The sequence below is a fragment of the Enterobacter sp. BIDMC109 genome (assembly GCF_001037885.1).
In the GTDB taxonomy this organism is placed as follows: Bacteria; Pseudomonadota; Gammaproteobacteria; order Enterobacterales; family Enterobacteriaceae; genus Enterobacter; species Enterobacter hormaechei_C.
The window spans coordinates 3789574-3814005 of the sequence record NZ_KQ090002.1 but is presented as its reverse complement, the minus strand read 5'-3'; the positions used below and the strand labels follow the sequence as shown (position 1 = coordinate 3814005).

The 24432-nt window shown below is 54.3% G+C and carries 27 protein-coding genes and 4 tRNA genes; 12 read left to right on the top strand and 19 right to left on the bottom strand.

Annotation, left to right across the window (positions count from 1 at the left end; genetic code table 11):
* Window positions 1-106 precede the first annotated feature (106 nt).
* The 9 genes from SK62_RS17975 to SK62_RS17935 all read right to left on the bottom strand — a co-directional run bounded on the left by SK62_RS17975 (window position 107) and on the right by SK62_RS17935 (window position 7400).
* Complete coding sequence (locus SK62_RS17975; RefSeq protein WP_047718374.1) at window positions 107-616, bottom strand: GNAT family N-acetyltransferase; 510 nt, start codon at window positions 614-616, stop codon at window positions 107-109.
* Window positions 616-2907, bottom strand: coding sequence for a phosphatidylglycerol--membrane-oligosaccharide glycerophosphotransferase (gene opgB / locus SK62_RS17970; RefSeq protein WP_048249774.1), 2292 nt, complete (start codon window positions 2905-2907; stop codon window positions 616-618). The genes SK62_RS17975 and opgB overlap by 1 nt, the downstream gene beginning before the upstream one ends.
* Window positions 2908-3178: 271 nt before the next feature.
* Window positions 3179-3661 (bottom strand): YjjA family protein, encoded by a 483-nt coding sequence (locus SK62_RS17965; RefSeq protein WP_015572603.1) that lies wholly within the window; start codon window positions 3659-3661, stop codon window positions 3179-3181.
* Between the two features lie 84 nt (window positions 3662-3745).
* Window positions 3746-4483 (bottom strand): DNA replication protein DnaC, encoded by a 738-nt coding sequence (gene dnaC / locus SK62_RS17960; RefSeq protein ID WP_047718376.1) that lies wholly within the window; start codon window positions 4481-4483, stop codon window positions 3746-3748.
* Window positions 4480-5025, bottom strand: coding sequence for a primosomal protein DnaT (gene dnaT / locus SK62_RS17955; RefSeq protein ID WP_003856579.1), 546 nt, complete (start codon window positions 5023-5025; stop codon window positions 4480-4482). Before dnaT ends, dnaC begins: the two co-directional genes overlap by 4 nt.
* A 124-nt stretch (window positions 5026-5149) precedes the next feature.
* Window positions 5150-5578, bottom strand: a complete 429-nt coding sequence (locus SK62_RS17950) for an organic hydroperoxide resistance protein (protein WP_003856578.1) — start codon at window positions 5576-5578, stop codon at window positions 5150-5152.
* 84 nt (window positions 5579-5662) lie between these two features.
* Window positions 5663-6115, bottom strand: coding sequence for a MarR family winged helix-turn-helix transcriptional regulator (locus SK62_RS17945; RefSeq protein WP_015572604.1), 453 nt, complete (start codon window positions 6113-6115; stop codon window positions 5663-5665).
* A 44-nt stretch (window positions 6116-6159) separates the two neighbouring features.
* Window positions 6160-6633 carry a threonine/serine exporter gene (locus SK62_RS17940; protein WP_015572605.1) on the bottom strand — a complete coding sequence of 158 codons (474 nt, stop codon included), beginning with the start codon at window positions 6631-6633 and terminating at the stop codon, window positions 6160-6162.
* Window positions 6624-7400, bottom strand: a complete 777-nt coding sequence (locus SK62_RS17935; RefSeq protein WP_017383842.1) for a threonine/serine exporter family protein — start codon at window positions 7398-7400, stop codon at window positions 6624-6626. Before SK62_RS17935 ends, SK62_RS17940 begins: the two co-directional genes overlap by 10 nt.
* A 389-nt stretch (window positions 7401-7789) precedes the next feature.
* Between SK62_RS17935 and SK62_RS17930 the strand changes: the two genes are divergently transcribed.
* Both SK62_RS17930 and bglJ read left to right on the top strand, forming a co-directional pair.
* Window positions 7790-8527, top strand: coding sequence for a helix-turn-helix transcriptional regulator (locus SK62_RS17930; protein ID WP_017383841.1), 738 nt, complete (start codon window positions 7790-7792; stop codon window positions 8525-8527).
* Complete coding sequence (bglJ, locus tag SK62_RS17925) at window positions 8524-9165, top strand: DNA-binding transcriptional activator BglJ (RefSeq protein ID WP_017383840.1); 642 nt, start codon at window positions 8524-8526, stop codon at window positions 9163-9165. Before SK62_RS17930 ends, bglJ begins: the two co-directional genes overlap by 4 nt.
* Window positions 9166-9196: 31 nt before the next feature.
* Here bglJ and SK62_RS17920 read toward each other — a convergent pair whose 3' ends face one another.
* Window positions 9197-9655 carry a YbaK/EbsC family protein gene (locus tag SK62_RS17920; RefSeq protein WP_003856572.1) on the bottom strand — a complete coding sequence of 153 codons (459 nt, stop codon included), beginning with the start codon at window positions 9653-9655 and terminating at the stop codon, window positions 9197-9199.
* A 328-nt stretch (window positions 9656-9983) separates the two neighbouring features.
* Here SK62_RS17920 and SK62_RS17915 point away from each other — a divergent pair, with 328 nt between their 5' ends.
* The gene (locus tag SK62_RS17915; RefSeq protein ID WP_003856571.1) at window positions 9984-11330 is read left to right on the top strand and encodes a PTS cellobiose transporter subunit IIC; all 1347 of its coding nucleotides are present in this window, start codon (window positions 9984-9986) and stop codon (window positions 11328-11330) included.
* A gap of 77 nt (window positions 11331-11407) precedes the next feature.
* On the opposite strand, the gene fhuF is transcribed toward SK62_RS17915, so the two are convergent.
* Window positions 11408-12196, bottom strand: a complete 789-nt coding sequence (fhuF, locus tag SK62_RS17910) for a siderophore-iron reductase FhuF (RefSeq protein WP_045348396.1) — start codon at window positions 12194-12196, stop codon at window positions 11408-11410.
* A gap of 95 nt (window positions 12197-12291) precedes the next feature.
* Window positions 12292-13356 carry a GGDEF domain-containing protein gene (locus SK62_RS17905; protein ID WP_032103055.1) on the bottom strand — a complete coding sequence of 355 codons (1065 nt, stop codon included), beginning with the start codon at window positions 13354-13356 and terminating at the stop codon, window positions 12292-12294.
* A gap of 216 nt (window positions 13357-13572) precedes the next feature.
* Between SK62_RS17905 and SK62_RS17900 the strand changes: the two genes are divergently transcribed.
* On the top strand, window positions 13573-13842 hold the full coding sequence (locus SK62_RS17900; RefSeq protein WP_026080652.1) for a DUF1435 domain-containing protein: 270 nt from the start codon (window positions 13573-13575) through the stop codon (window positions 13840-13842).
* A gap of 42 nt (window positions 13843-13884) precedes the next feature.
* Here the strand turns inward: SK62_RS17900 and SK62_RS17895 are convergent.
* The 5 genes from SK62_RS17895 to rsmC all read right to left on the bottom strand — a co-directional run bounded on the left by SK62_RS17895 (window position 13885) and on the right by rsmC (window position 15492).
* Window positions 13885-13971, bottom strand: a tRNA-Leu gene (locus SK62_RS17895).
* 28 nt (window positions 13972-13999) lie between these two features.
* Window positions 14000-14086: transfer RNA gene (locus SK62_RS17890), tRNA-Leu, on the bottom strand.
* A 32-nt stretch (window positions 14087-14118) separates the two neighbouring features.
* Window positions 14119-14204: transfer RNA gene (locus SK62_RS17885), tRNA-Leu, on the bottom strand.
* Window positions 14205-14232: 28 nt separating this feature from the next.
* Window positions 14233-14319: transfer RNA gene (locus tag SK62_RS17880), tRNA-Leu, on the bottom strand.
* A gap of 144 nt (window positions 14320-14463) precedes the next feature.
* The gene (gene rsmC, locus SK62_RS17875) at window positions 14464-15492 is read right to left on the bottom strand and encodes a 16S rRNA (guanine(1207)-N(2))-methyltransferase RsmC (RefSeq protein WP_045330218.1); all 1029 of its coding nucleotides are present in this window, start codon (window positions 15490-15492) and stop codon (window positions 14464-14466) included.
* Between the two features lie 102 nt (window positions 15493-15594).
* Between rsmC and SK62_RS17870 the strand changes: the two genes are divergently transcribed.
* From SK62_RS17870 to SK62_RS17835, 8 genes are all read left to right on the top strand, one after another.
* On the top strand, window positions 15595-16008 hold the full coding sequence (locus SK62_RS17870; protein WP_023295888.1) for a DNA polymerase III subunit psi: 414 nt from the start codon (window positions 15595-15597) through the stop codon (window positions 16006-16008).
* A complete protein-coding gene (rimI, locus tag SK62_RS17865) occupies window positions 15977-16420 on the top strand; it encodes a ribosomal protein S18-alanine N-acetyltransferase (protein WP_003856565.1) in 444 nt (147 codons plus the stop codon). The genes SK62_RS17870 and rimI overlap by 32 nt, the downstream gene beginning before the upstream one ends.
* Window positions 16421-16439: 19 nt before the next feature.
* On the top strand, window positions 16440-17117 hold the full coding sequence (gene yjjG / locus SK62_RS17860) for a pyrimidine 5'-nucleotidase (protein ID WP_017383835.1): 678 nt from the start codon (window positions 16440-16442) through the stop codon (window positions 17115-17117).
* Between the two features lie 92 nt (window positions 17118-17209).
* Window positions 17210-18799: a peptide chain release factor 3 gene (prfC, locus tag SK62_RS17855; RefSeq protein ID WP_006810210.1), complete on the top strand. Its 1590-nt coding sequence runs from the start codon at window positions 17210-17212 to the stop codon at window positions 18797-18799.
* Between the two features lie 303 nt (window positions 18800-19102).
* Entirely contained in the window at window positions 19103-19720 is a 618-nt protein-coding gene (gene osmY, locus SK62_RS17850; protein ID WP_015572610.1) for a molecular chaperone OsmY, read from the top strand.
* A gap of 125 nt (window positions 19721-19845) precedes the next feature.
* A complete protein-coding gene (locus SK62_RS17845; RefSeq protein WP_003856556.1) occupies window positions 19846-20007 on the top strand; it encodes a DUF1328 domain-containing protein in 162 nt (53 codons plus the stop codon).
* 122 nt (window positions 20008-20129) lie between these two features.
* Entirely contained in the window at window positions 20130-21182 is a 1053-nt protein-coding gene (locus SK62_RS17840) for a patatin-like phospholipase family protein (RefSeq protein ID WP_047718379.1), read from the top strand.
* Entirely contained in the window at window positions 21179-21961 is a 783-nt protein-coding gene (locus tag SK62_RS17835; protein ID WP_047718380.1) for a TatD family hydrolase, read from the top strand. The genes SK62_RS17840 and SK62_RS17835 overlap by 4 nt, the downstream gene beginning before the upstream one ends.
* Here the strand turns inward: SK62_RS17835 and SK62_RS17830 are convergent.
* Together SK62_RS17830 and SK62_RS17825 are read right to left on the bottom strand one after the other, a co-directional pair.
* On the bottom strand, window positions 21956-22816 hold the full coding sequence (locus SK62_RS17830; RefSeq protein WP_047718382.1) for a YjjW family glycine radical enzyme activase: 861 nt from the start codon (window positions 22814-22816) through the stop codon (window positions 21956-21958). The genes SK62_RS17835 and SK62_RS17830 overlap by 6 nt on opposite strands.
* Window positions 22791-24326 (bottom strand): YjjI family glycine radical enzyme, encoded by a 1536-nt coding sequence (locus SK62_RS17825; RefSeq protein ID WP_047718383.1) that lies wholly within the window; start codon window positions 24324-24326, stop codon window positions 22791-22793. The genes SK62_RS17830 and SK62_RS17825 overlap by 26 nt, the downstream gene beginning before the upstream one ends.
* Between the last annotated feature and the right edge of the window lie 106 nt (window positions 24327-24432).

Sequence of the window (24432 nt, the reverse complement as noted above, 5' to 3'; positions counted from 1 at the left end):
GGGTGGCGGCTACGCCTGACCCGGCCTACGGATTGTGCGTTTCGCCGGGTGGCGGCTGCGGAATTGGGTTTTGTAGGCCCGGTAAGCGCAGCGCCACCGGGCGATTTTACAGAGGCAGGCGCATGGCGCAGCGGGAACCATACGCTAAACCGTGCGCCGTCTCTTCCTCGCGTTTCTGGCGCAGTTCCGGCGTCAGCGTCGTCATCATCTCAAACCCTAATCGCCTGTAGAAGGGCGCATTCCACGGGACATCACGAAACGTCGTTAACGTCAGCGAGTTCAGCCCCAGACTGCGGGCATGCGCGGCGGCACGGGCGATTAACTGGCGTCCAAGACCTCGTCCCTGCCAGTCCAGGTGAACCGACAGTTCCACAATAAACAACGACGATGGATGAGCTTCGGCGAGAATAAAGCCCACGGGCCTGTCGTCAGCCAGCGCCAGCCAGCTTAATCCGCGTCCGGCGTAACCGAGGTGATCTTCAACAGAATTAACCTCATTGTCTGCCAGCCAGGCCAGCTCAGGAACGTCGCGAAACCGCTGCCCCGCCGCGCGTTCAATGGCGGGCAGGGCAGCGACGTCGTCGATGCGCGTCGGGCGAAGAGTGAACGCCGTCATCAGCCAGCGCTGCTCACAATTTTAATCTCCACCATGCCGATCCCCAGCTTGCGCGGAGCGTGACCGAGAATATTCCCTTCGTTAGTGGACTGCGGATCGGGTGGCACAATGACCAGCGTATTGCTGCGCGTTGGGTTATCGAAGTGCAGCGTGCTGGTGGTGACGTCGTTGCTCAGCGTCAGCGTCTGTTCTTTATCACCGACGCGCACCGGTATAGGACGGTTTGCGTTGGGACCAAATGCCCTGGCGGTGATCACCAGATCGAATTTCTCCGGCAGCGGATGGGTATATTCAATTTTCACCTCATCGCCCAACTGCGCGTTAGACCAGCGCCCCCAGGATTCCGGCCGTGAAATACCGCTGAACTGCTTCACCTCTTCCGGCGCGCCGGCAACATTAAAGATGAAGCTGTCTGCTTTATAACGAATGTCGTTGTCGACGATTTTCAGCAGGTCTACGTTGCGCTGATAGCGTGCGGTATCAATAACCGTATCTTTAAACGCGGTTTTTCCCTGCCACTGCGGTTTGTCAACGTGTTGCACGGTCTGCTCGCCGCCGAGTTGCCCCTGAGAGACGCACCAGTCGGTGGACAGCGACAGCTGTTGCGACCAGAGCTGGCCCATTTTGTAGCATTTGTCGACCCAGACGAAATTATCGCGCGGGGCAAATTCCGCCAGCTGGAAGCGCAGTGGCGCGGAGTATTCGCTTTCCGGCAGCGGCTCGACGCGGTTATCCGACACGCGCAGCAGCAGCGGCAGGCGGAAATGGCTGCCGGAGAACGCGATCATTTTTTTATCCTGATCGATGGTGAAGTCTTTTATCTCTTTCGGGAAGTTCCACAGACGAATGATATCCGGCTTCCAGGCGAGGATTTTTTCCTTCATGTTGAGGAAGATTTCCGACAGGGACTGGCCCGACAGCGTACTGCGGCCCAGGCCAATGAAGTTATCGCCACCCAGAATATCCAGCACGGTAGCGCCGTTATCCATCGAGTTACGTTTAGCGGCAATGATCTCCTGCTGCGGTTTATCGCCGCGCAGCACAAAGAACAGGTTGCTGCGATCCAGCTTATTCAGTTCATCCCAGGCGCTGTTTTTCATCGCCAGATGGTCAGATGAGACGACGATGACCGTATTTTTGAAATACGGCGACGCTTTGATTTTCTCGATTAACGCCGCGATATGCTCCTGGCTACAGGTCACGGCGCTGAACGACTTGTTGTTTTTACCGTCAATGTCATAGCCCTGACGTTTACAGGTGCGTGAGACGAAACCATCCGGATGATGCGTGTCAACGGTCAACGCAAACAGCGAGAAGCGTTTACCGGCGCGGGAAAGCTCCTCGAATTTCTTCCAGGTTTCATCAAGAACGGTATCGTCGTAAAAGCCCCAGTCGTTGCGGTAGGCCGGATCGGCCACCGTGGTTTTCAGCTCTTCGGAACCATACAGGTGATCGAAACCGTGGGATTTCAGGAACACATCTTTCCCGGCAAAGCGCAGGTTAGCGCCCTGCATAAAGTAGTTTTCATAGCCCGAGTTTTTCAGGATATCGCCGAGGCAAATGTTCTGCGGGAAGAAGCTCGACATTGAGGCGGAGGCGTTGCCTTCAAACGGGGCGAACAGCGGAATGCCGCACTGAGAGGCCACCATCCCGGCGATGGTGTAATCCGTGCCAGGGAGCTGCATGGTGTGGCTGAAGTCGAGGCCCTGGTTTTTCAGCGCGCCAAGCTCTGGCGTCAGGTTCGGGAAAGCATCGTTATCAAAATAGGTGCGTTCCAGACTTTCGCCGTAGATATAGACCAGGTTGAGTCTGGGATTGTCGATCTTCTTCGAGGGTTCTTTGTAATAGGCCGCAAAGTCCGGATCGCCATCGCGCGACTGGGATTTTACCAGCTCGGTAATTTGATGGAATGCCGGGCTGGCATCCACGGAGGCCAGCGCCAGGCACAGCGCCAGCAGGCTGTAGTCATGATGATGCGGACGGTGACGGCGACGGCGCAGAACCCAGGCCAGCGCGGCGAAGATGCCCACCAGGGCGACCACCAGCCCCAGACCCGGAAGGATGTACTTACCCACACCAGCGCCGGTCAGGCTGTTGGTCAACGTGTAGAGCACCGCGTCGTTAATACCGTCGCCGGTAAAGTAATCGCTGGCATATAACGTAATGTTTAAAACAATAAAAATGCCGAGCACCACCAGGGTGGCCACAAACCACCAGGTGTGACGACCGGCTTTCCAGGCATAAACGCCGATGGAAGCCAGGAAAAGGACAAGGGACATTAACTCTGACAACAGCAGATCCTCATCATGCCGGACGCTTAGCCGACTAACTGCTTATTTTTTGGGTAATACAATGTAATTGCGATGTCGCTTAGCTGCAATTTTAGTGTCACGAAAGTGTGCTGTTGTTAGGATTTGGTTTATAAAATCGGATTTTTGAATACAGTCGCAGCGTGGCACACGGAGGCTGAGGTGGTGGCAGGGGGTAAAAAAACGCACTTCACGCCGCGGTGTAAGACTAACGTAATAAACCCGGCGTGTTGTGGCAGAAAATGGGAGGCGATCAGGAGAGGAAATTAACGCCTTGTTTCAGCACCAGATCGCAGGCTTTCGTTTTTACCTGTTTCGCCAGAGATGAATTTCCAAGGGTGCTGAGGTTCAGCTGCTGGCCATTTTGCGCGTTCAGCAGACCCTGAATACCGTCCATATAGTTGGTGTCCGCTTTCTGCTCCTGGGTGTCCAGACCCAGTTTACCCAGTACCTGGTTTTTGATGTTTTCGGTATCGGTAACGGAAGCCAGTTTCTGCTTCGCGCAGTATTCCAGAATGCCCGCCGCGTTGTTCATCGTTCCGGCGCTCAGGCTTTGGGAGCTGTTACTCAGCAGGCCGGTGAGGGACGAGGCTGACAGCCCGCCCTGGGAAGTGCCGCTCTCTTTGGTTAACTCACTTGCTGCGCTGGAGAGCGACTCCTGCCATGATGCGGCCTGCGCTGCGCCAGTCACCAGCAGGGCGCCAGTAAGGATGCTGATAAGAAACTGTTTTTTCATAATGATTTACTCAACAAGGTCCGTTTTGGGCCAAAAGTGGGTTCAGTATATACCTCTGCTCTTCCAGTGCTCCCTGGAAATATCTTAATACTCTTTGCCGGTGACGCGGCTGCGATAGCTGTCCCAGTCGAAGATGACGTACAGGCTGTTACCCAGCTTCATGCGATCCATCACCCGCTCGCCAAGAAGTCGGGTCATCTCGTCGATATTGTGGTTCGTCAGCATACCGGTTGGGTGTTTTGACGACGAACGGCGATCGACAATCTGATTGATGATCACTTTTTCGTAGCGGGACTCCGTCTGGACGCCGATCTCGTCGATGACCAGCAAATCCACGTTACTCAAATCATTCAGCAGCTGTTCTTCGCTGGTTTCGCGGTTACTGAAGGTGTCCTTCATGGCGGACATAATATCGGCCACGGTGATAATCAGCACTGACTTCCCGCGCAGCAGCAGCTCGTTGCAGATTGCGGCCGCAAGGTGATTTTTCCCCGTGCCGGGTTTTCCGCTAAAGATGAAGCTGGCAATGTTGCCGTCAAATTCATCCACGTACTGGCGCGCCTGGTTGAGGGCGTTCATCTGCCCCTGTGACTCGACCTTATAATTCTCGAAGGAGCAGTTCTGGTGCAGAGGGCGAATGCCCGAGCGGTTAAAGGTGCGCTGCATTTTCATCGCGCGGTTTTCGCGGGCGAGGGCAGCCGCGCGAATTTTACCTTGCTCTTTTTGCCATGCCAGCAGCTCTTCACCGGTGGTGAAGGCGGGCTTCACGTTGGCGGGCATCATCTTCTGCAAACGTTTCATCAGGTCGCCGACGTTTTTCATTTCGCACCTCGGAATCCATCAGGGATTTTTTTGTCCGGTTCTGAAAAGGCATTGATATCACGTTTTGGCTGGCCATTGTTGCTGGCGCGGTTGATTTGCAGACTGCGCGCGAACTTTTGCTGCCACTGAACATGGTGGAAGACTTTTCCTTCAGCCTGCCAGTAAGCGGTAAAGGCCGCCAGCTCTTCTGGCGTCGCGGGCTGCGCGAGGGCTATTCCCCATAAGGCCGCCTGCCGCTGAAAATCGGCGTCCGGCTGCCAACCGGCGTACATGGGAAATTTCCCCATTGGAACGGCCACCGGGGCGCTGGCGGGTTCGTCAAAAAACTGATTATCCAGCATGACATCGCTCGCCGGACGCGACAGCTTCGCTTCAATTTCCAGAAGCTGCGCCAGACGTTCCGGCGTGACCGCATAAAACGCCGGGGCGTTGTCGGCAAATACCGCGAGCGTGCCGCCTTCGGCGTGCGTCAACACACCGCGAGGATCGCGCATAAAGGCATCAATGCCAGCAATGCTGGTGGTCAGGATTCTGGAGGACATAACACTTTCTCAACTGATTACTACGGACGTGATTGAGGGTTATGGTAGCACAGAGAGAGGAGAGGAAAGGAGAGGATTTCCCCGGCGGCGTTACGCTTACCGGGGCTAAAATCACAAGGGCTGTTTACGCGATGATGTTCAGCGTCACGTCGATATTGCCGCGCGTCGCGTTAGAGTACGGACAGACGATATGCGCTGCATCCACCAGTTTTTTGGCTTCCGCTGCGTCCATCCCTTCAACGTGGATGTTCAGCTTCGCTTCGATACCAAAACCGGTTGGCAGCGGGCCAATCCCCACTTCGCCTTCAATAAAGGCGTCTTTTGGCAGAGCGAATTTGTCGCGTGCCGCAACGAACTTCATTGCGCCCAGGAAGCAGGCGGAGTAGCCCGCAGCGAACAGCTGTTCAGGGTTGGTTACTTCACCCCCCATGCCGCCCATCTCTTTTGGCACACCCAGTTTGACATCCAGAACGCCATCGGAAGACGTTGCGCGGCCATCACGGCCTCCGGTTGCTTTGGCTTTGGCAGTGTAGACAACTTTTTCTAAAGACATGGCAGGTTCCTCATCTTACGTTTATATGCACTATTAAATAGCGCGCGATGTATTAAGTTAGAATCAGACGCGTAAAGTATAGCCTTACGCGCGATGAAGCTGTTGGCGCAAAAGTTCGAGCTGTTGCTTGAGCGCCAGCATGGTGTCGGTATCACACTGCGCTGCACAGCCCACGGCGTGGGGTATCGTCACGGCCTGCTGTTGCAGCGCCCGACCCGCGTCGCTCAGGGTGACGGCGACCTGACGCTCATCCTGACGGGAACGCTGGCGGAAGATTAATCCTGCGCTTTCCAGGCGTTTCAGCAGGGGAGTCAGCGTGGCGGAATCCAGGAACAGCCGCTCGCCAATGTCTGACACCGTGATATCATCCTGCTCCCACAGCACCAGCATCACAAGGTATTGCGGGTAGGTCAGGTTAAGCGGCGCCAGCAGTTGCCGGTACAGCTTGTTAAGCGCCAGATTTGCCGAATAGAGGGCAAAACAGAGCTGGTTATCCAGCAGAAGCGCGTTGGTAGTGTCGTTCGTTTTTGCGTCCATGAAATGAATATAGATAGCGCACGATACAATTGCAAGCGATTTTATTATACGCGTGGACGTTTGCGGTAAAGCCATAATCCGGGGATCGACAGGCCGATGGAGAGCGCGCCCACAATCGACGAGGCTTTAAGGAAATTGCTCAGAAGCAGGATCATCTGCGGTTCGCTGTAGCCAAAGTGGCTGATTTTGACGGCGGAGATCATCGCCGTATAGGCTGAAATGCCCGGGAACATAGGAATGACTGCCGCCACGGTGAACACTTTCGGGTGCGCCAGATACCAGCGGGACCACTGAATACCGATGCTGCCGACCAGCATGGAGGCGATAAACGTCGACCATTCGATATTAAAGCCCGAGGTCATCATGATCATACGTGAGCCGTGGCCAATGGCACCCAGCAGCGCACACCAGGGTAATGCACGCTGTGGGACGTTAAACACCATCGCAAAGCCAACGGCGGGAAGGGCTGCCAGGAGCATGTCCTGCGCCAGTGCGAGTAGAAAATCCATCACGCCCATCCGCGTAACCCCCAGAGTGTCATGGCCATTACCACCCCGATACAGGTCGCCAGCGTCAGCAGGCTGGCTATCGCCCAGCGCGCCAGACCGGTGTTGATGTGGCCTTTGAACATATCAGCGACGGCGTTGATTAAGGGAAAACCCGGCACCAGCAGCAATACGCTGGCGGCCATCGCAACAGTAGGCGTGCTGGCGAAGTAAGGCTGGCGCAAAAGCAGGCCGGATACGGTTGTCGCCACGAACGCCGTGATGCAGAAGTTAATTTGCGGATGCAGTTGCCTGTGCGTCAACAACTGGCGGACATACATCGCGATGCTGCTGGCAAAGAAGGTCACGACAGCGCCGTCCCAGCCGCCCGCGTTGAGCTTGCAGAAGCAGGCGCAGGAGAGTCCCACCATCAGCACAACCAGCCAGCGTGGATACCGGAGAGGTTTGATCTGGTTGAAGCGTTTCTCTATCTCCCTCAGATCGAGCAGCTTGTGTTCAGCAAGGATCACGATGTGCTGCACTTCCGTCACGACGTGCATGTTAATGCCGCGGTCATGATTTTTACGGGTGGAGGTCAGGCACTGTCCGTCTTTAATGGTGGTCAGCACAATGGCATTTGACGAGATGGAGCTCTCAACGCTGTCCATCCCCAGCGCCAGCCCAAGGCGTGTGGAAAGTTCTTCCACGAGGGCGCTTTCTGCCCCGTGTTGTAAGAGAAAAAGCCCGCACTGAATACATAGCCGCGTGGTAGCACGTTGCGTAGACCGATCTGCCTGCATGAAACGCCCTGAAGAGAAGAGAGATTGCTTACTTTTAACACAAAGGGCCGGGCCCTTTGCGCTGGGCCAGATCAACATTTGTGCAATCAGTCGCGTGAGTAGGGGGAGAAAACCGCACTTTCTATTTATTTAATGAATATAAAAATAGAGATTTATAAAGACAATATATTAAGTATTTCTAATTTCATATTTTCAATCTTTTCACGCAATCTTAATTAAAGTTTTGTGGTCTTTATGCGATATTAAGCCAGTATTGGGCGTTTCTTAACCCATGTGACATTTCTTCTGATTTGCGAGTATTAAGCCGTTTTGTACTGAGGGATGCAAGCGTGTTTAAACTCGTAGGGTTAGTTCGTTCTTAAATAATGAATTTATGACAGGGAGGGTCTATGTTGCCATTGAATGGTAAACACGGAGTGGTGATTAGTAGAGTGCCTGTTATGCAAAATGGGCTAGGTGGCGTCATGACGCGTCATTTTCCTGATTTTGAAATAACGTACTGCCGTTCGATGCAGGAGTTGACGCTACTACAATTGCGTCGCGCTGGGGTCGTTATTGCCGATATTTCAGGTGAGTATCGTAATCCTCGCGGCACGCTTGAGCAGTATTATGGATTAATGAATCAGTATCGGGACATTCACTGGATATTCCTTGTCTCGCGTCCCCTTTATCCACTTGCAGTAGAGCTTCTTATGCGTCCGGAAAGCACGCTGCTTTCGGATATGGAACCGATCGAAGGCGTTATTAACGCTATTCGCGCGGGCAGTGAACGTGCCGAGCGAATAAGCCAGACGTTATTAATACCGGAAACGTCCGATATTGAAGAAGAGAGTGAGCAAATGATTGCGCTCACCCACTCTGAACGCAAGGTGTTGCGTTTATTAGGTAAAGGTTGGGGAATCAACCAAATAGCCACGCTGCTGAATAAAAGTAATAAAACGATCAGTGCACAGAAAAACAGTGCAATGCGCCGCTTATCACTTCGCAGTAATGCCGATATGTACGCGTGGATAAGCAGTACCCAGGGAATGCGAGAACTCAGTTTAATGTCGGCTTATGGAGAGTTTGAGGAATGGAAAAGACCACTGCAACAAGACATATCGCCGTCATCGAAAGCTGCTCAATGAGCGCTGTAGGGCTGAAGCATCTCTTTGCGATGCCCGCCCTGAGCCATTACCAGGTGCACCTGTTTAGCAGATTCGCCAGCTTTAAAGCGGCGCTCTCGGATATCTCATTCTATGCGGTTATCTATTCACTGTCTGATGAGCGTGAAGAGCGGAGAAACTGTCTGGCCTGTTTACGGGATCTCACCTTCACCCACAGCGACGTCCAGCGTATCGTGCTGGCCTCTGACGAAATGGAGGCGAGGCTGGTCAGCCATCTTTCGCCTTCTCGCTTGCATGGGATAATCAGTAAATCGGTTCCGCTAAAACAGCTAATGGAGGGGCTGGAGACATTACTCAGCGAAACGCATCAGGTGAATGACAACATGTACAATCACTGGTGTGTGAGCCAGAATCGTATGTTAAGCCCAACCGAAAGGGCAATACTGCGTTATATGTCATCGGGTTTTTCAATCCCTGAAATTGCGGCGCAGCTTGAACGCAATATTAAAACCATCCGGGCGCATAAGTTTAACGCAATGGTAAAGCTGGGCGTCAATTCTGACGTGGGATTACTGGATGCGGCGGATATCCTGGCGCATCTCCCTGCCCGGGAAGTGCGTCGTTCAGCTCTCACCGTTCCTTCATTCTCTCAGCGTTAAGTGGTGCGCCAGAGTTCTTCTGGCGCAACGTTTAAATGCAGACATCGACCCATTTTGCTGCGGTCAGCTCCGCCATTCTGTCGGGCGATATACGCACCGCACTGTGGATGGCACCCGCTGCGGGTAACACTTCCGCGTACTGTTTTAATGTGATGTCACAGTAAACAGAGAGCGGATTTTCCAGTCCGAAAGGGCAGACGCCGCCAACAGGATGACCCGTCAGGGTGACTACCTCATCGCTGCTGAGCATGCGGGCTTTTGCGCCGAATGTCTCTTTAAGCTTTTTGTTATCCAGACGCGCATCACCTTTTGCAACCACCAGAATCACGTCATTTTTAATTTTCAGTGACAGCGTTTTGGCAATTTGGCCGGGTTCAACGTTGTGCGCGGCAGCAGCAAGGGCAACAGTCGCTGTGCTTTGGTTAAGCTCAATGATCTCTATATCCGGAGCGTGTTCGGCAAAAAACTGTTGTACAGACTGCAAACTCATTGATTCCTCCTGACAAATATCCTGCGTAATCTGTCATAAGAATTTAGTCGCTGTAAATATCCCTTAAGTAACAAATATCCGTCAGGGGCGATTTCTGGATCGCCTTCACATTCACAGAAACCGGTTACAGTAACCGGTTGCAGAGCGTGATGCAGAGATTAATACTAAGTGTGTAACTTCCCCTGTATCTAATAATAAGAGCTAATTATGAAACCATTCCGTTTGAGCAGTACCGCAGGTACACGATCCGGCAAGGTTGTGACGCTGATGTATGGAACAACGTGTGACGTGAGAGCGTCCAAAACGAACGTCTGACAGGAGATCTGCTATGTCTGCCAACCACGCTGCATTTAATCTGATTTTCCGCTTCGTTGAAAATTATGTCAGCCCTATTGCCGGGCGTATCTCTTCCCAGCGTCACGTTATGGCTATTCGTGACGGGTTTATCTCAGCGATGCCGTTTATGATTGTGGGCTCGTTTTTATTAGTGTTCGCTTACCCGCCTTTTTCGCCTGATACCACCTGGGGTTTTGCTCGCGCCTGGCTGGATATGGCGAAGCAGTTTGAAGGTCAAATTCTGACGCCGTTTGATATGACAATGGGGGTGATGTCCCTTTATATCTGTGCGGCTATTGCCTACAACCTGGGCAAACATTACGTTAAAACGCATCAGCTGGATCCGTTCATGTGCGCGATGCTGTCGCTGATGGCGTTCCTGCTGGTCGCCGCCCCTAAAACCAAAGGCGCTTTACCGGTGGATAGCCTGGGAGGGACCGGTATTTTCACCGCGATTCTGGTGGCGATCTATTGCGTTGAGATGATGCGTTTCCTGAAAGCACACAATATCGGGATCCGCCTGCCAGACCAGGTTCCACCGATGATCAAAAACTCGTTTGACCTGCTGATCCCGGTGCTGGTAGTGGTGCTCACGCTATACCCGCTGAGCCTGCTGATCCAGTCGCAGTTCGGTATGCTGATCCCACAGGCCATCATGTCGATATTCAAACCGCTGGTCTCTGCGGCTGACTCGCTGCCTGCGATCCTGCTGGCGGTGCTGATTGGCCACCTGCTGTGGTTTGCCGGGATCCACGGCGCGGCGATTGTCTCCGGGATGCTGCAAATGTTCTGGCTGACAAACCTGGGGGCGAACCAGACCGCGCTGGCGGCGAGCCAGCCTTTGCCACACATCTTTATGGAAGCCTTCTGGACGTTCTTTATCGTTATCGGCGGATCGGGGGCGACGATGGGGCTGGTGTTCTGCTATCTGCGTAGCCGCTCCGCGCACCTGCGCTCCATTGGACGTCTGAGCGTGGTACCAAGCATTTTCAATATCAATGAACCGGTGATTTTCGGTACGCCGATTGTGATGAACCCGGTGTTCTTTATTCCTTTCCTGCTGGCGCCGATGGTTAATGCCGTGCTGGCATGGGCAGCGATGAAGTTTGATCTGATTGGCCGCGTGATTTCCGTTGTGCCGTGGACGGCACCGGCTCCGGTTGGTGCCGCCTGGGCGCTGGGCTGGGATTTCCGTGCAGCCATTCTGGTGCTGGTTTTGGCCTGCGTTTCCGCCATTATCTATTTCCCGTTCTTCAAGGTGTACGAGAAACAGTTGCTTCAGCAGGAAGCGGAAGAAGCACAGCGTAATGGAGAAGAGGAAAATCAGCAGGTCGCTTAGGTAAAAGCAAAACGGCAACGCAGGTTGCCGTTTTTAATGTTTGTTCCCTCTCTCTGCGGGTTTCAGGCCGGGCCAGACTACTTAAGCGTGCAATCGCCACACTGCTGGACGTCCGGCAAACGGTAGCGCTGACAGCAGGTACGACGTACCAGAAGTCCCTCACGCGGAACCACGGTGCGGTAAAGAGGGTTGTCCCGTCCATCCGACAGCTGTCTGGCAAAGAAACAGCTCTGACGCAGTGCATCCACTTTCTCGTCGCCGAGCAGCGGCTTCATCTCCGTTAAATACCAGTGGATAAGATACCCGGTATTACTCCAGATCAGTTTGCCGTTAATCTCTCCCGTCGCTTCCAGCGCATCAATGACCGGAACCAGCGCTCTTGTAATCAGCCGTTCCATACGCGCCTGCGCTGACAGGTGTCTCGCGCTCGGATCTTCATGTACATCAATCCAGAAACAGGCAGCACGCCCGGTTTCATGAAACTCAACATGGAAATGTTCCGACGAGAGATCGAGCATCGTTTCCTGGGTCAACAGGGCCAGCATGACAGGCGGCACCATCAGCCCGATATACCACTGTGCCCAGAGGGATAACAGCGGTTTGTTTTCCCGCGTCAGGGTAGGTTGGTTACGATAAATATGGTCGGAATAGGTTGCCAGCAGTGACCGCAGCTCCGCAGGGCGTTGCCACTCAGTCAGCGTCAGAGCATGATGCGGCGGTGCTTCATCCAGTTTGATGAAATCCAGCAGATGGGCGCGCGTTACGGCAATTTTTTCCCGAATGGCATCCGCAAACGTCGTTTCCCCGGCGGAGAGTGGAACTCGCCAGAGCAGGGGCTCAACGATGTGTGCGGTACGAGTCGCCATAGTGTAGATTACAAATCTAAATGATAATGATTGCCAATCCTAACTATAGATAAAACCGAGCGCAAGCGTTTTATCCTGGCACTGTGAAGGCGGTTTCAGGCGGTATGAAGCTCTTCGCTCAGCAGAATGCTGTTACGTCCCATATGCTTGGCTTCATAGAGAGCTTTATCGGCTTTCGCCAGCGCGCCCTCAACGTCGTCACCTTCGAACATGGCGATGCCAATGCTGATGGTCACGTTAGTGGCGACGCTTTCGTTAAACATATGGGGGATTTTAAGATCGTAAACCTTCTGACGTATGCGTTCAGCCGTCTGTCGCGCTTGCTCCAGCGGGATGTTACTCAACAGCACCATAAATTCTTCCCCGCCAAACCGGGCGACAACATCGCGTGAGCGCACGGCGTCGCGTATCGCAGCCGAGACCCTGATCAAGGCCTGATCGCCCATCATATGGCCATAATGGTCGTTGTAGGCTTTGAAGTGGTCGATATCCATCAGCAGCACGAAGTGCTCGCCAGCGTCAGGCCTGGGAAGATTCTCCAGCCGGCTTTGCAGCCCGCGACGGTTATATAGGCCGGTGAGCGGGTCCATCATGCTGAGATCGGTCAGGGTTTCGCGCTCCTCCAGCAGTTCGGAAAGCAGCTCCTGGGCGAAACGGTCATTGCGCCGCTGAAGAACATGATGGATACCAATGGCAACCACCGGCAGCGCGAAAAAATAGGCCATTCTCAGCCAGTTTTCGGACGGACTAAGCCACAGGCAGGATATAAAAGCGGGAAATGAATGTAACGTAAAGGCTTTAATATTACTTGCGAACGCCAGAGACCCTATAAAAAGCACTGTTAATAGCGCCATCATTAAATAGGTCGCGTGATCGTGCGTGATTAACAGAAATTTAGAGACGATCTGCCAGGCCCATAAAAGACCAAAAATAGCTGAAACAACAGGGATATTTATTTTTCGCGTGCTGTTTTTCCAGTGCCAGATAAGTAAGCCTGTGCTGATAGTCAGTACGGCAAAGAGCGGGACTGATAACACACGCACGGAATAGAGAGGGTTTGTTACCGAGAACAATGCTGATGCAGCGTTCAGAAATAAAAACAAACGTAAAGATAGCTGATATTTCTTGTTGACTAAAGACAGCCAGGATTGTGATGTCATATGCGTGCGTTTTTATTAAAACTCAATTAAAACAATGAGCAAGGTGTTGTTGTGTAATATTGGGCGCTACAAAATTGAATTTTTATTATCAGAATAACTTTATCGGAAGTTAACAGGTGGGCAATTTATCACCTTACACATTCTCTGTCATTATGGGAAAGCAATTGCTGGCGCAATTTCTTACGTCGCATGCTGACAAGTGATAATTACTATCATATGATACTGGTTATCATTATCAGTGCGAGAGGTGAAACCATGTTGAGCAAAGCGCTGGGAAGTGGGTGGGGAATATTACTGCCTGGTTCCATTATCGGTGGGCTAATGTTTGCCGATCTCCCCATTGATGTCTGGAAAGCAATGATTGTTTCAGGCTTGCTGGTGACATCCGCAATGATCTGGCACAAACAGTTACGGCATTACGTGCTGCTGCCATCATGCGTTGCGCTAATCAGTGGACTGCTGGTGATTCTGATGAGTTTGAAATAAAAGGGAAAAACAGGAGGCACTGCTGAGGGGATGTAAGATAATTGGTGCGAGGGGGGGGACTTGAACCCCCACGTCCGTAAGGACACTAACACCTGAAGCTAGCGCGTCTACCAATTCCGCCACCTTCGCCCAGTGCGAGCAATATCAACGTGATTTATGGTGCGAGGGGGGGGACTTGAACCCCCACGTCCGTAAGGACACTAACACCTGAAGCTAGCGCGTCTACCAATTCCGCCACCTTCGCACAGTCATCTTACTGGTTTGATATCGCCTCGTTGGTGCGAGGGGGGGGACTCGAACCCCCACATCCTAAGGACACTAACACCTGAAGCTAGCGCGTCTACCAATTCCGCCACCTTCGCCCAGTGCGAGCAATATCAACGTGATTTATGGTGCGAGGGGGGGGACTTGAACCCCCACGTCCGTAAGGACACTAACACCTGAAGCTAGCGCGTCTACCAATTCCGCCACCTTCGCATACCATCGACACTGTAAAAGTATCGTAACCACGGAGGCGCATTCTAGATGTTTTCAGCTTTACGTCAACAGAAAATTGCGCACGTTGTTTTGATTGCTGCAAAAATGGGCGATGGCAGCGTCAGCCATCGCCGGACCGGGGGTTTACTTTTTCGCCTGGCGCGTCATCACGGTGCGATAGACCTTAAAGCGGCCCGTCTGGGCGATCACTTCGTGGAAGCCAAAGGTTTCATCCAGCACTTTCGGGTACGCGAGGAAGGCGTTCGCTACGATACGCAGCTCACCGCCGCTGTTGAGGTGACGGGTTGCGCCACGGATCAGCGTTTGCGCCGCTTCAAGGCTGGTCTCCATTCCGTCGTGGAACGGCGGGTTAGAGATGATCATGTCAAAGCGACCGGTCACGTCGGAGAAGACGTTGCTGGCAAACACGTCACCTTCTATGCCATTCGCAGCAAGCGTGGCGCGGCTGGCTTCTACTGCCGGGGCGCTCACGTCACACAGGGTTAAACGCACTTTTGGTGAGTGGCTGGCGAGAACCGTTGACAGCACGCCCGCGCCACAGCCGACGTCCAGCACCTTGCCCTTGGTGTGAGGCGTCAGGGTGGACAGCAGCAGCTTGCTGCCCGTATCGAGCGCATCACGACTGAACACGCCCGGCAGGGTTTTAATGGTCAGGCCGTCAAGCTGGTACTCGTCCCAGAAGGCGTCGGCATCGAAGGTGGTCTGTTTTTCCAGACGACCATGGTACAGTCCGCAGCGACGGGCGCTGTCGATTTTCGTCAGCGGCGCCCAGGCTTCGAGCATCTGCTCTGCGCTACGCACCCCGCTGCGGTTCTCACCGACAACAAAAATATCGCAGCCGACCGGCAGCAGAGAAAGCAGGTTCATCAGCTGGAACTGGGCTTCCGGCTTGTTTTTCGGCCAGTAGTAAATGAGCGTATCGCAGTCAGCAATATCGCTCTGCTCCGCCGCCAGGCTAAAGCGCGCGCGCTCGCCCATCTGGCGGCTCAGCACCTGCCAGTGGTGATAGTACTGGGTGTGGGCAAGGCTTTCAGCACAGTCGAAACGCGCGGGCAGGTCATCCTGCATATCTCCGGCAAACAGAATACGGCTTTCTTCGAAATCATCACTGTGACGCAGCAAGACTTCACTTGCCGGGGTAAATGCAGACATGAATTGTTCCTCAATAAACTCAGGCGGGGATTATAGTAGGTAGATGGCGCAGTTTCGACACATTTGCTATATTTGCGCGCCTGAGAGACAGGAGTTTTCGCTATGACATCCCGACGAGACTGGCAGTTGCAGCAGCTGGGCATTACCCAGTGGGCTTTGCGTCGCCCGACGGCGTTGCGGGGCGAAATAGCCATCTCCATACCTGCGCATGTCCGCCTGGTGATGGTGGCAGAAGCGCCGCCTGCCCTGAACGAGCCCCTGATTGAGGATGTCCTTCGCACCCTGAAGGTGACCCGCGATCAGGTATTACAGCTGGCGCCTGAAAGCGTCGCGATGCTTCCCCCTGACAGCCGCTGTAACAGCTGGCGAATCGGGGCGGTGGACGAGCTACCTCTTGAAGGAAGCCAGATCAGTTCGCCAGCGCTGGACGAACTGAAAGCCAACCCAAAAGCGCGTAGCGCGCTATGGCAACAAATTTGCGAATATGAACACGATTTCTTCCCTCACGACGGCTGACCTGACCACCGCGTTCGCGATTGAAACCCGCGCCCATGCCTTTCCGTGGAGCGAAAAGACGTTTGCCAGCAATCAGGGCGAACGCTATTTAAATCTCCGCCTGGACGTTGACGGTGCGATGGCTGCGTTCGCCATCACACAGGTCGTTCTGGACGAGGCGACGCTGTTTAATATTGCGGTCGATCCCGCTTATCAGCGCCGCGGGCTGGGCAGGGAACTGCTTGAGCACCTCATTCGTGAGCTGGAAACCCGTGACGTTTTCACCCTGTGGCTGGAGGTGCGCGCGTCCAATGTCGCCGCCATCGCGCTCTATGAAAGCTTAGGCTTCAACGAGGCGACTATCCGCCGTAACTACTACCCCACCGCAGAGGGACGTGAAGACGCCATTATCATGGCTCTGCCGATTGGATAACGAAAATAAGGTTGTAACGATGAAATGGGACTGGATTTTCTTTGATGCCGACGAAACGCTGTTTACGTTTGACTCGTTCGGCGGCCTACAGCGGATGTTTCTCGACTATAGCGTGACGTTCACCGCGGAAGATTTTCAGGACTATCAGGCGGTGAACAAACCGCTGTGGGTGGATTACCAGAACGGAGCCATCACCGCGTTACAGCTTCAGCATCAGCGTTTTGACGTGTGGGCTGAACGGTTAAACGTCAGTCCTGGGGCGCTGAACGAGGCCTTCCTGAATGCGATGGCGGATATCTGCGCGCCGCTGCCCGGCGCCGTTTCTCTGCTGGATTCGCTGAAAGGGAAGGTGAAGCTTGGGATCATTACCAACGGCTTTACCGCGCTTCAGCAGATCCGCCTTGAACGCACCGGCCTGCGCGATCATTTCGACGCGCTGGTGATCTCCGAAGAGGTGGGCGTACCGAAGCCGGATCCGCGTATTTTCGATTATGCGCTGGCGCAAGCGGGCAATCCTGACCGCGATCGCGTGCTGATGGTGGGGGATACGGCAGAATCTGATATTCTGGGAGGTATGAGATCGGGCCTGTCGACCGTCTGGCTGAATGCGCATGGTCGCACGCTGCCGGAAGGCATCGAGCCGACCTGGACCGTTACGTCATTGAACGAACTGGAGCAGCTCCTGTGTAAACAATGATTGCCTGCCCCCTGTTGATGGGTAAAATAGCCGCATTTTTCGTATTCCATGATGCGCGGCCTGCTGCCGCGCTTACCTAAGAAGAATTGATTATGACGTTGTCTCCTTATCTGCAAGAGGTGGCCAAACGCCGCACTTTTGCCATTATCTCGCACCCGGATGCCGGTAAAACGACCATCACCGAGAAGGTGTTGCTGTTCGGACAGGCGATCCAGACCGCGGGTACCGTTAAAGGCCGTGGCTCCAGCCAGCATGCTAAATCCGACTGGATGGAGATGGAAAAGCAGCGTGGTATTTCGATTACCACCTCCGTGATGCAGTTCCCGTATCACGACTGCCTGGTGAACCTGCTGGACACCCCGGGGCACGAAGACTTCTCCGAAGATACCTACCGTACGCTGACGGCGGTGGACTGCTGCCTGATGGTGATCGACGCTGCGAAAGGTGTTGAAGATCGTACCCGCAAGCTGATGGAAGTCACCCGTCTGCGCGATACGCCGATCCTCACCTTTATGAACAAACTCGACCGTGACATCCGTGATCCGATGGAGCTGATGGATGAAGTGGAAAACGAGCTGAAGATTGCCTGCGCGCCAATCACCTGGCCGATTGGCTGCGGCAAGCTGTTCAAAGGGGTTTACCACCTCTATAAAGACGAAACCTACCTGTACCAGACCGGTAAGGGCCACACCATTCAGGAAGTCCGCATTGTGAAAGGTCTGGACAACCCGGAGCTGGACGCCGCTGTCGGTGAAGAGCTGGCGGCCCAGCTGCGCGATGAGCTGGAGCTGGTTAAAGGCGCGTCGCATGAGTTCGACAGAGAGCTGTTCCTGAGCGGTGAAATTACCCCGGTCTTCTTCGGTACCGCACTCGGCAACTTCGGCGTTGACCATATGCTCGACGGTCTGGTTGAGTGGGCCCCGCAGCCGATGCCGCGTAAAACCGACACCCGCGAAGTAGAAGCGAAGGAAGAGAAGTTCTCCGGCTTCGTCTTTAAAATTCAGGCCAACATGGACCCGAAACACCGCGACCGCGTCGCCTTTATGCGCGTGGTTTCCGGTAAGTACGAAAAGGGCATGAAGCTGCGTCAGGTCCGTATCGGTAAAGACGTAGTGATATCCGACGCGCTGACCTTCATGGCGGGCGATCGTTCGCATGTAGAAGAAGCCTATCCGGGTGACATCATTGGTTTACACAACCACGGTACCATTCAGATTGGCGATACCTTCACGCAAGGCGAAATGATGAAGTTCACCGGTATCCCTAACTTCGCGCCAGAACTGTTCCGCCGCATTCGCCTGCGCGATCCGCTGAAGCAGAAGCAGCTGCTGAAAGGCCTGGTCCAGCTTTCCGAAGAGGGCGCGGTACAGGTGTTCCGCCCAATCGCCAACAACGATCTGATCGTGGGCGCGGTGGGTGTGCTCCAGTTCGACGTGGTGGTTGCCCGTCTTAAGAGCGAGTACAACGTGGAAGCGATTTACGAATCGGTGAACGTGGCGACGGCGCGCTGGGTTGAGTGTTCTGACGTGAAGAAATTCGAAGAATTTAAACGTAAGAACGAAGTTCAGCTGGCGCTGGACGGTGGCGATAACCTGACCTATATCGCCCCAACCATGGTAAACCTGAACCTGACGCAGGAACGTTATCCTGATGTTCAGTTCCGCAAAACCCGCGAGCATTAATTTCCTTTCAGAGCACGGCAGCCGCCGTGCTCTTCTTTAATTCCTGTGTTATTAAACCCTTGCGGAATGTTCTTAATTCACCGCAATTTTTCGCTATTCGTTCGTTTTTTCCCCAATTCTGAATGCACCCCTCTGATTGTGATCTATATTTAACTCAGTGTTTAGCACCGGGCGTGGATGAATTAACTGTTCAATGCATGTCCATTGGTTCTCCATTTTGCCCCGGTGTTAATTCGCAATATATAAAACCAAGATTAGGGAAGTATGTCGCCCAAATAATGGGCAAAACACAGGAATAAATCGATGAATATGACAAGACTGAAGATTTCTAAAACTCTGCTGGCTGTAACATTGGGTAGTGTCCTGGTAAGCGGTTCTGCTCTGGCGGAAACCAGCACCATGGATAAAGCGCAAAATTCCGCCAATACCGCAGGGGAAAAAATCGATAGCTCTATGAATAAAGTCGGTAATTTCATGGATGACAGCTCAATCACAGCAAAAGTGAAAGCCGCACTGGTGGATCACGAATCCATCAAGAGCACCGATATTTCTGTTAAAACCGACAACAAGGTTGTCACCCTGAGCGGTTTCGTTGAAAGCCAGACCCAGGCCGAAGAAGCCGTTAAAGTGGCGAAAGGCGTTGAGGGCGTAAGCTCCGTCAGCGACAAATTGCACGTACGTGACAGCAAAGAATCGTCGGTGAAGGGCTATGCCGGAGATGCAGCAACTACCAGCGAAATCAAAGCTAAACTGTTAGCTGACGACATCGTGCCATCCCGTATGGTGAAAGTTGAAACCACCGATGGTGTGGTCCAGCTGTCCGGTACGGTTGAGAATCAGGCACAAAGCGATCGTGCCGAGTCAATTGCGAAAGCTATTGATGGTGTGAAAAGCGTCAAAAACGATCTGAAAACGAAGTAAAGCAGTACCATTCGCCCGTCAGGCTGAAAACCGCGGGCGAAATAAAAACGATTCTGGAAAAGCCGGTGAGTGACCTGAGCGCTCACGTTTAGCGGCCGACATTAACTATGGTAAAGGAGAGGCTTATGTTTCGTTGGGGCATTATATTTCTGGTTATCGCGTTAATTGCCGCCGCATTGGGCTTTGGTGGACTGGCGGGTACCGCGGCATGGGCAGCGAAAATTGTCTTCGTCGTCGGTATTATTCTGTTCCTGGTCAGCCTGTTTACGGGTCGACGTCGCCCGTAGCAAACGCAATATTTACTAAACAAACTCAAGCCAGTCCTCGTGACTGGCTTTTTCTCGTTTGAGAACCACCGGGGAAGTGCGTTACTGTGTCTCATCAAAATAATGAAAACAGGAAGGCAGAGGTGGGGCAACGAATTCCCGTTACGCTCGGCAATATTGCGCCGCTGACGTTAAAACCGTTTCATGCAGGCCAGCTTGCGCTGGTCTGTGAAGGGGGAGGGCAGCGCGGTATTTTCACTGCTGGCGTGCTCGACGAATTTATGCGCGCGCAATTCAACCCGTTCGATCTCTATTTCGGCACCTCTGCCGGGGCGCAGAACCTCTCCGCCTATGTCTGCAACCAGCCCGGCTATGCGCGCAAAGTGATTATGCGCTACACCACCTCCAAAGAATTCTTCAATCCGGTACGCTTCGTACGCGGCGGGAACCTGATCGATCTCGACTGGTTACTGGATGCTACCTCCAGCCAGATGCCGCTGGCCATGGATACCGCGTCACGTCTGTTCGATACCGGCAAAGAGTTCTGGATGTGCGCCAGCCGTGGCGATGACTATTCGCCGGGTTACTTTTCGCCGCAGAAAGAGAACTGGCTGGATATCATCCGCGCGTCCAGCGCGATCCCGGGATTCTACCGCACCGGCGCCCTGCTGGAGGGGATAAACTATCTTGACGGCGGTATCAGCGACGCGGTGCCGGTACAGGAGGCGGCGCGGCGCGGGGCAAAAACCATTGTGGTGATCCGCACGGTGCCTTCGCAGATGTATTACACCCCACAGTGGTTTAAGCGGATGGAACGCTGGCTGGGCGACAGCAGCCTGCAACCGCTGGTGAATATCGCGAAGCAGCATGAAACCACCTACGGCGCGATGCAGCGTTTTATTGAAAAACCACCGGGCAAGCTGCGCATCTTTGAAATTTATCCGCCTAAGCCGCTGTTGAGCATGGCGCTGGGCAGTCGCCTGCCTGCGTTGCGTATGGATTACAAAACGGGGCGGCTGTGCGGGCGTTACTTCCTGGCGACCGTCGGGAAAATGCTGGCGGAGCAACCGCCTCTTCATCGGCATAAAAGCATCATTTTGCCGCCTGCCGTTGTGGCCAATGACGCGGTGGCGATGCCGCTGGTGGACGCGCCGCAGGCCAACGATGGCTTACTCGATAACGAGGATCTGGCGTGACGCACTGCTTTATCGATACCCATTGCCACTTTGATTTCCCGCCGTTTAGCGGGGAGGAAACATCAAGTATTGCGCGCGCGGCTGAGGCCGGTGTGAGAGTCATTATTGTGCCCGCTATTGAAGCGGCGAGATTCGACAAAGTTCTGGCGCTTGCCCGGGAGCACGATGCGCTGTATGCCGCGCTGGGTCTGCATCCGATCGTTATTGAGCACCATCTTGATGACCATCTCGACAGGCTGGATGCCACGCTGCAAAATGCGGATACGAAGCTGGTTGCCATCGGTGAGATCGGCCTCGATCTCTATCGTGAAGATCCGCAGTTTGAGCGCCAGCAGACGATCCTGGATGCGCAGCTCCGGCTGGCAAAGCGCCACGATCTGCCGGTGATCCTCCACTCCAGACGTACCCATGACAAACTGGCGATGCACCTGAAGCGTATCGACGTGCCGCGCAGGGGCGTGGTCCATGGTTTCGCTGGAAGCCTTCAGCAGGCGCAGCGTTTTATTGAGCTGGGCTATAAGATTGGCGTCGGTGGCACCATTACCTATCCGCGTGCCAGCAAAACCCGTGATGTGATGGCGCAGCTCCCGCTGACCTCGCTCCTGCTGGAAACGGATGCGCCTGACATGCCGCTGAATGGTTTTCAGGGCCAGCCCAACCGCCCGGAGCAGGCGGCGCGCGTTTTTGATGTGCTGTGTGAGCTGCGTCAGGAGCCTGAAGATGTGATTGCCAGAGCGCTGCTGGAAAACACCCGCGCGGTCTTCGGCATCACGCTATAAATAAAGGGCCGGGCGGATCACCGTGATCTGCTGCCGTTCCAGGGCCTGCGCCAGCGGCTCGATGTCCTCCGGCGTGGCGCTCCGCCATCGCGCCGCCTCCCCGTAAACCCCATGAGCATGAAACGCGTTGATCCGCACAGGAACGTTCCCCAACGCGTGGATAAAAGCGGTCAGCGATGGCAGATGGTGCAGATAATCACACCGAGCGGGGATCACCAGCAGGCGCAGCTCCGTCAGGCGATGACGATCGGCCAGCCAGAGGATGCTCTGCTTGATCTGCGTGTTTTCGCGCCCGGTCAGAAAACGGTGATGTTCATTGCCCCAGGCTTTCAGATCCACCATCGCGCCGTCAAACACCGGTAACAGCTTTTGCCAGCCGGTTTCGCTTAACAGGCCGTTGCTGTCCACCAGGCACGTCAGATGGCGCAGGGACGGATCGGCTTTGATCGCGGTGAACAGCGCAACCAAAAACGGCAGCTGCGTGGTGGCCTCACCCCCGCTGACGGTCACGCCCTCAATAAACGGCGCGGACGTGCGAACCCGGGAGAGGATCTCCTCGACGCTATAGCGCTGCGCCATCGGCGTCGCCTGCTGCTGACACAGGTGCAGACAGGTGTCGCACTGCTGACAGTGACTCTCCTGCCACCAGACGCGCCCGGCCTGAATTGCCAGCGCATCATGAGGACAGTAGGGAACACAGTCGCCGCAGTCGTTGCAGCGCCCTATCGTCCACGGGTTGTGGCAGGTTTTGCAGCGCAGGTTACAGCCCTGGAGGAACAACGCCAGGCGGCTGCCCGGCCCGTCCACGCAGGAGAAGGGTATGACCTGACTAACTAAAGCGCATCTGCTGTTCATGGCTTATCACGCGCGGCTGACGTTCCAGAATACGGGTATTGCGCGCGGCCTCCTCGCCGAGCCAGGTGGTGTTGGTGCGCGAGCCGGCCTCCCGGTATTTCTCCAGATCGGAGAGCCGCACCATATACCCGGTGACGCGCACCAGGTCGTTTCCGGCTACATTCGCGGTGAACTCACGCATACCGGCGTTGAACGCCCCCAGGCACAGCTGCACCACAGCCTGAGGATTGCGTTTAACCGTTTCCTCCAGGGTGAGAATATCGCTGATCCCCGAATGATAGTGTTTATGATGCGGCGCCACGGCCAGCAGGTGGCTGACAGGGTCCGGTTCGTCGCCGTACGGCAGACGTGCGCCCGGCGTGGTGCCAGAATCGGAACTGATCCCAGACTGGGCATGCAGCATCGCGCGGTGCTGCCAGCCGTGTTTCACCGGCGTGTTTTCAACAAACGCCGCAAGCTGTTCACTGATGCGGTAGCCCAGAGCATTGGCCTGTTCGTTCTTACCGTAACGTCCCGTAATGCCTGCTTTCTCGCACAGCACATTCACCGCTTCGGCCAGACCGTACATGCCAAACATCGGCACAAAGCGATCGGCATCAATCAGCCCCTCTTTCACCAGGAAGCTATTCTCAAAGAAACCGGCTTGTTCATATAGAAAATCGCAGCGCGCATTGATGATCGCGATTTGTTGCTGGCAGTAGTGGGGAAGGGTACGGGTGAAAAAGTCTTCCGGTGAGCGGCTGTGTTCCGCGATCGCTTTCAGGTTAAGGCGCACCAGCGTGCTGCCGCCGCCCGCCAGCGGCAGGGAGTTGTAACAGCTCACCACGCCATAGCGACCTTTTGTGAAAATTTTATCATTCACCGGGCCATTAGAAATATGCGGTTTACTACATTCACAAATGTTTTCCGCCACGCTCAGCAGCAGATCGCCGGGGGTTACATCCGGGTCGTAGATAAAGGTCAGGTTCGGCGCAACCTGCTTCAGTTCGGCATCCGCGCGAAGGATGGCTCGGGTGACAGGCGTATCCGCCGGGCCGATATTGGCATGCATAAACGCATCGGGCAGGGTTCTGTCCAGGTAACGCCAGAAACGTTTTATTCGGCTATCGATTTCATCCTGTGTTAGAATTTTAACATAGGGGCTGAGTATCTCATCGAGCTGGCCCAGATAGACCGGCATTGATGTGACGGACGGAACATGGTGATAAAGGATAGTGAGCAGCGAGAGGGCATCATCCAGATCTTTAGCCCCTTCCAGCTCCAGCCATTCTGAGCCGTTAGCCAGAAATTTAGCGTAGTCCGGCAGCACGTAGCGCGGTTTGTAAGGCGCATGGCCTTCGAACATGTCGCAGATGAATCCCCCGTCCAGCGCGGCGCGGGCCGCCTCTGGCAGAGCGGGATAGGGCAGATTGTTCTCTGCTTCCAGCGCCAGAAAATGACGTTTTTGTTCCGGGGTTAACACCGGGCTGGTCACAATGTGCTGGCAACGTTGTTGCAGGGCGTCGGGCATGTTCACTTCCTTGGTTGTTCTGCGGATAGTGAACGAATTGTAGGAAGCCAGCCTGGTGGCGCTTTTGATCAGACAGGGGATATCGCCGATTTAGTCAGCAATTAAC

Coding starts and splice junctions, on each gene's coding strand:
- SK62_RS17975 (WP_047718374.1), bottom strand. CDS start 616: ATGACGGCGTTCACTCTTCGCCCGACGCGCATCGACGACGTCGCTGCC.
- SK62_RS17965 (WP_015572603.1), bottom strand. CDS start 3,661: ATGAAAAAACAGTTTCTTATCAGCATCCTTACTGGCGCCCTGCTGGTG.
- dnaC (WP_047718376.1), bottom strand. CDS start 4,483: ATGAAAAACGTCGGCGACCTGATGAAACGTTTGCAGAAGATGATGCCC.
- dnaT (WP_003856579.1), bottom strand. CDS start 5,025: ATGTCCTCCAGAATCCTGACCACCAGCATTGCTGGCATTGATGCCTTT.
- SK62_RS17950 (WP_003856578.1), bottom strand. CDS start 5,578: ATGTCTTTAGAAAAAGTTGTCTACACTGCCAAAGCCAAAGCAACCGGA.
- SK62_RS17945 (WP_015572604.1), bottom strand. CDS start 6,115: ATGGACGCAAAAACGAACGACACTACCAACGCGCTTCTGCTGGATAAC.
- SK62_RS17940 (WP_015572605.1), bottom strand. CDS start 6,633: ATGGGCGTGATGGATTTTCTACTCGCACTGGCGCAGGACATGCTCCTG.
- SK62_RS17935 (WP_017383842.1), bottom strand. CDS start 7,400: ATGCAGGCAGATCGGTCTACGCAACGTGCTACCACGCGGCTATGTATT.
- SK62_RS17930 (WP_017383841.1), top strand. CDS start 7,790: ATGTTGCCATTGAATGGTAAACACGGAGTGGTGATTAGTAGAGTGCCT.
- bglJ (WP_017383840.1), top strand. CDS start 8,524: ATGAGCGCTGTAGGGCTGAAGCATCTCTTTGCGATGCCCGCCCTGAGC.
- SK62_RS17920 (WP_003856572.1), bottom strand. CDS start 9,655: ATGAGTTTGCAGTCTGTACAACAGTTTTTTGCCGAACACGCTCCGGAT.
- SK62_RS17915 (WP_003856571.1), top strand. CDS start 9,984: ATGTCTGCCAACCACGCTGCATTTAATCTGATTTTCCGCTTCGTTGAA.
- fhuF (WP_045348396.1), bottom strand. CDS start 12,196: ATGGCGACTCGTACCGCACACATCGTTGAGCCCCTGCTCTGGCGAGTT.
- SK62_RS17905 (WP_032103055.1), bottom strand. CDS start 13,356: ATGACATCACAATCCTGGCTGTCTTTAGTCAACAAGAAATATCAGCTA.
- SK62_RS17900 (WP_026080652.1), top strand. CDS start 13,573: ATGATACTGGTTATCATTATCAGTGCGAGAGGTGAAACCATGTTGAGC.
- rsmC (WP_045330218.1), bottom strand. CDS start 15,492: ATGTCTGCATTTACCCCGGCAAGTGAAGTCTTGCTGCGTCACAGTGAT.
- SK62_RS17870 (WP_023295888.1), top strand. CDS start 15,595: ATGACATCCCGACGAGACTGGCAGTTGCAGCAGCTGGGCATTACCCAG.
- rimI (WP_003856565.1), top strand. CDS start 15,977: ATGAACACGATTTCTTCCCTCACGACGGCTGACCTGACCACCGCGTTC.
- yjjG (WP_017383835.1), top strand. CDS start 16,440: ATGAAATGGGACTGGATTTTCTTTGATGCCGACGAAACGCTGTTTACG.
- prfC (WP_006810210.1), top strand. CDS start 17,210: ATGACGTTGTCTCCTTATCTGCAAGAGGTGGCCAAACGCCGCACTTTT.
- osmY (WP_015572610.1), top strand. CDS start 19,103: ATGAATATGACAAGACTGAAGATTTCTAAAACTCTGCTGGCTGTAACA.
- SK62_RS17845 (WP_003856556.1), top strand. CDS start 19,846: ATGTTTCGTTGGGGCATTATATTTCTGGTTATCGCGTTAATTGCCGCC.
- SK62_RS17830 (WP_047718382.1), bottom strand. CDS start 22,816: ATGAACAGCAGATGCGCTTTAGTTAGTCAGGTCATACCCTTCTCCTGC.
- SK62_RS17825 (WP_047718383.1), bottom strand. CDS start 24,326: ATGCCCGACGCCCTGCAACAACGTTGCCAGCACATTGTGACCAGCCCG.